Below are 8108 nucleotides of genomic sequence, written 5' to 3' on the forward strand. Positions count from 1 at the left end.
GCGATGGTGTCGGCACATCCAGCATCAATGTCGTCTGAAACACCGCTATCGCCAGCAGGCTGGCTCCCACACCGAAAAGGAGGTGTACACAAACCCGCTAACACCCCCAAACCTGTAGGAGTGAGCCTGCTCGCGATGGCGTTGGCACATCCAACATCAATGTCGTCTGAAACACCGCTATCGCCAGCAGGCTGGCTCCCACACTGAAAAGGACGTGTACACAAACCCGCCAACACCCCCAAACCCCTGTAGGAGTGAGCCTGCTCGCGATGGCGCCGGCACATCCAACATCAATGTCGCCTGAACCACCGCTATCGCCAGCAGGCTGGCTCCTACATTGGCGGTGTACCTGAGACCTGACAACACTCACACATGAATCGTGTAACGCCCAAGAAATCCAACAATTTGAAGAGGTGTCGATATGCGTCTGTTGAAATCCGTACTCCCGGTTGCACTGAGCGTGGTGTTCAGCGCCGTGGCGCAAGCCCAGCCCCAGGTCAGCGTCTACAACTGGACTGACTACATCGGTGAAACCACTCTCGCCGACTTCCAGAGTCAGACCGGGATCAAAGTCATCTACGACGTGTTCGATTCCAACGAAACCCTCGAAGGCAAGCTGCTCGCCGGACGCACCGGCTATGACGTGGTGGTGCCGTCGAACCATTTCCTCGCACGCCAGGTAAAGGCCGGGGCGTTCCTCAAACTGGATCGCTCGCAACTGCCGAACTGGAAAAACCTCGACCCGAAACTGCTCGAGTTGCTGGAGAAAAACGATCCGGGCAACGCCCATTCGGTCCCCTACCTCTGGGGCACCAACGGCATCGGCTACAACGTCGACAAGGTCAAGCAAGTGCTGGGCATCGACCATATCGACTCCTGGGCGGTGCTGTTCGAGCCGGAAAATCTGAAGAAACTCAGCGCCTGCGGCGTGTCGATGATGGATTCCGCCGACGAGGTGTTCCCCGCCGTGCTCAATTACATGGGCATGGACCCACGCAGCGAAAACCCCGAAGACTATAAAAAGGCCGAAGCCAAGCTGCTGAGCATTCGCCCCTACATCACCTATTTCCATTCCTCGAAATACGTTTCCGACTTGGCCAACGGTGATATCTGCGTGGCGTTCGGTTATTCCGGCGATGTGTTCCAGGCGGCCAACCGCGCCAAGGAAGCCAAGAACGGCGTCAATATCGCTTACGCCATCCCCAAGGAAGGCTCGAACCTGTGGTTCGACCTGCTCGCGATCCCGGCTGACGCCAGTAACGCCAAGGAAGCCCATGCCTTCATCAATTACCTGCTCGACCCGCAGGTGATCGCCAAGGTCAGCGCCGCAGTCGGTTACGCCAACCCGAACCCGGCTGCCAAGCCGTTCATGGACCAGGAACTGGTCAACAACCCCGAGGTTTATCCGCCGCAAGCGGTGCTCGACAAACTCTACATTTCCTCGACGCCACCGCAGGCGATCATGCGGCTGATGACCCGTTCGTGGAGCAAAGTGAAGTCGAACAAATGAATCAGCACACCCAGGAACACGCGCGCTCCTATTACGCGGCATCGGCGCGAGCGAGTACTGATTACCCGGTTCTCGAAGGAGATCTGAGCGCTGACGTCTGCGTGATCGGCGGCGGTTTCACCGGGGTCAACACGGCGATTGAACTGGCGCAGCGCGGGCTGTCGGTGATCTTGCTCGAGGCGCGGCGAATCGGCTGGGGCGCCAGCGGGCGCAATGGCGGTCAGTTGATTCGGGGCATCGGCCATGACGTTTCGGGCTTCGCCAAGTACGTCGGCGAGGAAGGCGTGACGTATTTGCAGCGCGCCGGGATCGATTCGGTGGAGCTGGTGCGCCGACGTATCGCTGATCATCAGATCGACTGCGATTTGCGCTGGGGCTTCTGTGAGCTGGCCAATACCCGCGCGCAGTTTGCTGCGTTTCAGGCAGAACAGGCTGAACTCGGCAAACTCGGCTATGCCCATGAAACGCGTCTGGTCGGCCCTGAGCAGGTCCGTCAGCAAGTGGTCAACGCCGAAGGTTACGCCGGTGGCCTGGTCGACATGGGTTCCGGGCATCTGCACCCGCTGGATCTGGTGCAAGGCGAGGCTCGGCTGGCGGCCGCGTTGGGTGTGCTTATTTATGAGCAAAGTCCTGTGCTGGAAATCGTCCATGGCCCCGCCGTGCAGGTGCGCTGCGCGGGCGGCACGGTGCGCGCCGGCAGTCTGGTGCTCGGTTGCAATGCACATCTCGATGAGCTCGAACAGCAACTCAGCGGCAAGGTGCTGCCGGCGGGCAGCTACATCATCGCCACCGAGCCGTTGTCCGCCGCACGCGCCGCGCAGCTGATCCCGCAGAACCTGGCGCTGTGCGACCAGAAAGTCGGCCTCGATTACTACCGGCTCTCGGCCGACCGGCGCTTGCTGTTTGGCGGTGCTTGTCACTATTCCGGGCGCGATCCGGCGGACATCGCCGCGTACATGCGGCCGAAAATGCTCAAGGTGTTTCCGCAACTGGCCGATGTGCGCATCGATTATCAGTGGGGCGGCAAGATCGGCATCACCGCCAATCGCTTCCCGCAGGTGGGCCGCCTCAAGCAGCAGCCGAACGTGTTTTATGCGCAGGGTTATTCCGGGCATGGCCTCAACGTCACGCACTGGTGCGCAAAACTGCTCGGCGAGGCGATCCACGCCGGACACAGCCAAGGCCTCGACGTGTTCAGCCGCGTGCCGCACATGACCTTCCCCGGCGGCCCGGCACTGCGCTCGCCGCTGCTGGCACTGGGGATGTTCTGGTATCGGCTGCGCGAATTGCTCGGCTGAAAAACTGTGGGAGCCAGCCTGCTGGCGATGGCGGTGGGTCTGTTGAAATGATGGTGGCTGGCAGACCGTTTTCGCGAGCAGGCTCACTCCTACAGGGAATTGGGTTGCCTGGGTTTCGAGTCCACCCGCAAAACTGTGGGAGCCAGCCTGCTGGCGATGGCGGTGGGTCTGTTGAAGCAGTTGTGGCTGGCAGACCGCTTTCGCGAGCAGGCTCACTCCTACAGGGAACTGGGGGTTGCCTGGGTTATGTGTTCACCACTGGGGCTGGGGGGAATTGGCTATTTCGGTTTGCTCTATCGCAAGGCACTTCTATATTGATGAAGTGCTTTTGCGTTCCTGACGCTCAGTGCCCAATGAATTAAGGAGGACATGGATGAAGTCGTCAGCCAGCGACGAACCGCGAGCACCCGGTCAGGCCCCGATCAAGACCCGCCGTTTCGGCGTTTCACTGGTATGGATCGTGCCCATCGTGGCCGTCCTCGTGGGCATCTCGCTGGTGGTCCACAACATCCTCCAGGAAGGCCCGACCATCACCGTCACCTTCAAGACCGGTGACGGCCTCACCGCCAACAAGACCGAAGTGCGCTACCGCAACGTGGTCATTGGGCATGTCTCGGATGTCGAACTGGCCGACGACCATAAAAACGTCAACGCCACGATCAAACTCGCCAAACAGGCCGAGAGCTTTACCCGCGAAGACTCGCAGTTCTGGGTAGTGCGCCCACGTATCGGCGCGGGCGGTGTGTCCGGCATCGACACCCTGCTCTCCGGTGACTACATCGGCGCCGACATTGGCCAGGCCAACAACCGTGCCAAGCACTTCACCGGTCTGGAAAACCCGCCGCCGATCACCTATGGCGAGCCGGGCAAACGCTTCACCCTGCACGCGTCGGACCTCGGGTCGCTGGACATCGGCTCGCCGGTCTACTACCGCAAGATTCCCGTCGGCCAGGTGGTGTCGTATTCGCTGGATGCCGATGGCAAAGGCGTCAACATCGAAGTGTTCATCAACTCACCCAACGACGCCTACGTCACCGAGAACACGCGGTTCTGGAACGCCAGCGGCATTGACGTCAACGTCGGCGCCAACGGTTTTGCGGTGAAAACCGAATCGCTGTCGACCCTGCTGGTCGGCGGCATCGCTTTCCGCGCGCCGGATTACAGCCCCAATGACACCACCGCCGCTGAAGACCGCGACTACGAACTGTTCGCCGACCAGACCACTGCCCTCGCCCCACCCAATGGCAAGGCGCAATACCTGACCCTGCGTTTCGATCAGGCCCTGCGCGGGCTCAAGGTCGATGCGCCGGTGGAATTCCTGGGGGTCGAGATTGGCCGGGTAGTGGCGGTCAATCTGGACTTTGACGAGGTCAAGCGAACCTTTCCGGTGAACGTCGGCATCGTTATTTATCCGCAACGCCTGGGCCGCGCCCACGCGAAAATCCTCAAGACCTACAAGGGCGACGAAAACGACGAAGCCACGGGCGCGCGCCTGATCGCCACATTCGTTGAAAATGGTCTGCGCGCACAGGCACGCAACGGCAACCTGCTCACCGGGCAGTTGTACATCTCGCTGGATTTCTACCCGAAAGCGCCGAAAGTCGCCTTCGACTTAACAGCCCGGCCGATCAGCATTCCGACCGTCCCCGGCAGCCTCGAACAGTTGCAGGAAAAACTCGAAGCGATGGTCAACAAGATCAACGCACTGCCGGTGGAACGCATCGCCAGCAACCTCGACAGCAATCTGGTCGAGCTGCGTAAAGGCCTGAGTCAGTTCAACGCCAAGACCTTGCCGAGCGTGCAAAGCACCCTCGCCGACGTCAGCAAAACCTTGCAGTCGGCCAATTCGACCCTCGCCGAAGATTCGCCGCAGCGCGAGCAACTGGGGCAGACCCTCGACGAACTCGGACGCATGTCGCGCTCCCTGCGTGAGCTGTCGGATTACCTTGGCCGGCATCCGGAGTCGCTGATTCGCGGACGGCCCGACAACGCCGCGCCGCTGGACCTCAAAGGACCGCCACGCAATTGAGCACAGGAGCAAAAAACATGGCATCACCGCTGAAAATCAGTGTGCTCGCGGCGATCATGCTACTCGGCGCCTGCCGCAGCGACCCGATCAGCTTTCACACTCTGACCCCGGTGCATCAAGGCGCCGGGCGCAGCGGTGCGGACATTGCCATCGAGAGCATCAGCGTGCCGCCGCAGGTTGATCGGCCGCAAATCGTCATCCGTGAAGGCAACAGCGGCCTGGCGATTCTCGAAACCGATTGGTGGGGTGCCAGCCTGATCGACGAACTGCGCAGCGCCCTCCTCGATCAGTTGAGCAATAGCGCGGGCCAGCAACGTGCGTCTGTGCGCGTCGACGTGCAGCGCTTCGACTCGATTCCCGGCCAATACGCGTTGATGGATGTGAAATGGCGCCTGCGTGCGATGGGCGATCCGGATGCCGAACTGCTGACCTGCCGCTCGATCCTGCAGACACCGTCGGGGCCGAGCATCGAGGATCTGGTGACGGCGCAGCAGAACAACGTCAAACGACTCGCCGCACAGATCACTCAGGCCGCCAGCCGTTCGCGCGGCTGCCCAGCCGCGGGTTGACTCATCTCACAGATCGAAACGGTCCACTGCCCGCCGCCGCTCGTTGTCATCGCGCACGTCGTAGTTGGCGGTGGTCTGGATGTTGCTGTGATGCGCCAGTTTCTGCGCGATCGACAGGTCGTGTTCTTCGATAACCCGCGTAATGAATGAGCGACGGAAATCGTGCGGCATGATCTTCACCCCGACCTGCGTGCCACGCTGGCGGGCAATGTAGTAGATCGCGTGTTTGGTGATGCGCTCGCGGGTGATGTGGTTGCCACGGCGAATGCGGTTGAACAGAAACGCATCATCGCTCTCGCCTTCCTTGAGCTGCGAACGGCGCAGTTCCAGCCAGGCATTGAGTTTGGCGAACGCCCAGGTCGGCGCGTACTTGATCAACTGCTTGTTGCCCTTGCCGGTGACGGTCAGGCTGCGCTCGCTGAAGTCGACCTGATTCAAATCCAGATCCACCGACTCCGACTTGCGCATGCCGGTGCCATACAGCAGCGCAATCACCGCCGCGTCGCGCAGACCTTGCGGACGTGGATCGGCGGCGCAGACTTCCATCAATTCGTGAATCAGCGTGCGCTTGAGGTTGCGCCCCTGGGACAGGCGCGTACCGGCGATGGCCTTGACCGAACGCATCTTCAACAGATGATCCTGGCTGATCAGGCTCATGCGCCAGGCTTCATTCATGACCCCGCGCACAGCGTTCACGTACAGCGAAGAGGTGTTCGGCGCGTAGCCGTCTTCGCGCAATGCGGCGACCAGCGCCACGACATCTTCCGGTTGCAGGCCGTGCCAGGGGATGTCTTCGATGTCCACGTCCTCGAAGCCGAGGCGATCGGCCGCGTCCTGCAAGACGTAGCGCATGGTCAACTGGCTGGAAGGCGCCAGGCGCGTCAGGTAAAGCGTCAATGGATTGGTGGTGGACGCGGTGGATTCAGTACTCGACAAGTCAATCAAACGAAACGGCCTTGGTAAAAAAACAGTTCAACAAAACGACACGGTGACAAAAACGGGCAAGTGCCGGGCTGCCCCAAAAAAAGGCCTACAACCTGCCGCCCGACCGCGTGAAAGTCAATCAGGCATTCCCCGGCAGGTAGCCCAACCCTTTGAATTTCAGTGCTTTTCAGACAACCGGGTGCTGGCATTGCGCCTGCGCCAATTGAACGGCCGTCAGCATCGCCTGCCTGTCTGCACCGCCAGGAAGTCGCGTCGCGCAAAACAGTAGGCAAATTGAAACATGCCCTTGCCTATCCTGACCTTAAGGCATGAACACCCGTCCGGCTCAGGAGTGTCCTATGAAAATCACGGTCTTTGGCAGCGGTTACGTGGGTCTTGTGCAAGCGGCGGTATTGGCCGAGGTGGGCCATGAGGTCGTGTGCATGGACGTCGATCAGCACAAGATCGACCAGTTGCGCCAGGGTCACGTCAGCATCTTCGAGCCGGGGCTGGCGAATCTGGTGCGCGAGGGCCTGGACGCCAAACGTCTGCACTTCACCAGCGACGAAAAACTCGCCGTGCAGCACGGTCGGGTGGCGTTTATCGCCGTGGGCACGCCTTCGCGTGAGGATGGCTCGGCGGACCTGCGTTACGTGCTCTCCGTGGGCGACGCGATTGCCCGGCACCGTGAGCAGCCGCTGATCGTTGTGGAGAAATCCACAGTGCCGGTGGGCACCGGCGACACGTTGCGCGCGCATATCGAAAAGGCCCTGATCAAGGTCGGCCGGCTGCTGCAATTCGATATTGTCTCCAATCCGGAATTTCTCAAGGAAGGCTCGGCCGTTGCCGATTGCCGGCGCCCGGACCGCATCATCATCGGCTGCGAAGGCGATGACGTGCGCGACGTGATGCGTGATCTGTATGCGCCATTCAACCGCAACCATGACCGGATCCTGTTCATGGACCTGCGCAGCGCCGAGCTGACCAAATACGCCGCCAACTGCATGCTCGCGACCAAGATCAGCTTCATCAACCAGATCGCCGAACTCGCCGAACACCTGGGCGCCGACATCGAAGCGGTGCGCCAGGGCATCGGCGCCGACACGCGCATCGGCTATCACTTCATCTATCCGGGCTGCGGCTATGGCGGCTCGTGCTTTCCCAAGGACATGCGCGCGCTGATCCACAGCGCCGAACAAGCGCACTGCTCCAGCGACTTGCTGCAAGCGGTCGAGGCGATCAACCAGCGCCAGAAACACAAGCTGTTCGAGCGCATCAACGCGTTCTACCGCGGCGACCTGCGCGGCAAGATCTTCGCCCTTTGGGGCCTGGCGTTCAAACCCAACACCGACGACATGCGCGAAGCACCGAGCCGGGTCCTGCTCGAAGCGTTATGGGCAGCCGGCGCCAGCGTCCGCGCCTACGACCCCGAAGCCATGCAGCAAACCCAGAACCTCTACCCGGACGAAGCGAAACTGCTGCTGATGGGCACCCCCGAATCGGTCCTGCCCGGCGCCGATGCCTTGATCATCTGCACCGAATGGCAACCCTTCAAAGCCCCGGACTTCGACCTGATCAAACAACGCCTCAACAGCCCGGTGATCTTCGACGGCCGCAACCTCTACGACCCCGAACGCCTGGCCCGCAACGGCTTCCACTACTTCGCCATGGGCCGCGGCGAATCGCAGCAACTGCCGATCCCGCTGCAACAGTGGCCGCGTGCGTCGGATGTGGCGTGAGTCGTCCTGTTTATGCGCAGTCTTTTCAAGTTCATTTCA

Annotated in this window: 6 protein-coding genes; 5 read left to right on the forward strand and 1 reads right to left on the reverse strand. The window is 61.0% G+C overall.

The genetic code is table 11. From position 1 onward, the window contains the following. Positions 1-421 precede the first annotated feature (421 nt). From ACYYKW_RS19550 to ACYYKW_RS19565, 4 genes are all read left to right on the forward strand, one after another. Positions 422-1510, forward strand: a complete 1089-nt coding sequence (locus ACYYKW_RS19550) for a polyamine ABC transporter substrate-binding protein (protein ID WP_336356950.1) — start codon at positions 422-424, stop codon at positions 1508-1510. Further along, a complete protein-coding gene (locus tag ACYYKW_RS19555) occupies positions 1507-2808 on the forward strand; it encodes an NAD(P)/FAD-dependent oxidoreductase (protein ID WP_464990890.1) in 1302 nt (433 codons plus the stop codon). The genes ACYYKW_RS19550 and ACYYKW_RS19555 overlap by 4 nt, the downstream gene beginning before the upstream one ends. A 373-nt stretch (positions 2809-3181) precedes the next feature. Beyond that, the gene (locus tag ACYYKW_RS19560) at positions 3182-4837 is read left to right on the forward strand and encodes a PqiB family protein (RefSeq protein WP_336356948.1); all 1656 of its coding nucleotides are present in this window, start codon (positions 3182-3184) and stop codon (positions 4835-4837) included. A gap of 17 nt (positions 4838-4854) precedes the next feature. Further along, on the forward strand, positions 4855-5406 hold the full coding sequence (locus ACYYKW_RS19565) for a PqiC family protein (protein WP_464990891.1): 552 nt from the start codon (positions 4855-4857) through the stop codon (positions 5404-5406). A 6-nt stretch (positions 5407-5412) separates the two neighbouring features. Here the strand turns inward: ACYYKW_RS19565 and ACYYKW_RS19570 are convergent, their stop codons facing one another. Continuing rightward, the gene (locus ACYYKW_RS19570; protein ID WP_231990226.1) at positions 5413-6258 is read right to left on the reverse strand and encodes a site-specific integrase; all 846 of its coding nucleotides are present in this window, start codon (positions 6256-6258) and stop codon (positions 5413-5415) included. Between the two features lie 431 nt (positions 6259-6689). Here ACYYKW_RS19570 and ACYYKW_RS19575 point away from each other — a divergent pair, with 431 nt between their 5' ends. Then, complete coding sequence (locus ACYYKW_RS19575; protein ID WP_464990892.1) at positions 6690-8069, forward strand: UDP-glucose dehydrogenase family protein; 1380 nt, start codon at positions 6690-6692, stop codon at positions 8067-8069. Positions 8070-8108: the final 39 nt, after the last annotated feature.

The organism is Pseudomonas sp. 15C (assembly GCF_055484735.1).

Bases quoted from the DNA above. Each gene is read 5' to 3' on its own strand.
- ACYYKW_RS19550 (WP_336356950.1), top strand. From the start codon at position 422: ATGCGTCTGTTGAAATCCGTACTCCCGGTTGCACTGAGCGTGGTGTTC.
- ACYYKW_RS19555 (WP_464990890.1), top strand. From the start codon at position 1,507: ATGAATCAGCACACCCAGGAACACGCGCGCTCCTATTACGCGGCATCG.
- ACYYKW_RS19560 (WP_336356948.1), top strand. From the start codon at position 3,182: ATGAAGTCGTCAGCCAGCGACGAACCGCGAGCACCCGGTCAGGCCCCG.
- ACYYKW_RS19565 (WP_464990891.1), top strand. From the start codon at position 4,855: ATGGCATCACCGCTGAAAATCAGTGTGCTCGCGGCGATCATGCTACTC.
- ACYYKW_RS19570 (WP_231990226.1), bottom strand. From the start codon at position 6,258: ATGCGCTACGTCTTGCAGGACGCGGCCGATCGCCTCGGCTTCGAGGAC.
- ACYYKW_RS19575 (WP_464990892.1), top strand. From the start codon at position 6,690: ATGAAAATCACGGTCTTTGGCAGCGGTTACGTGGGTCTTGTGCAAGCG.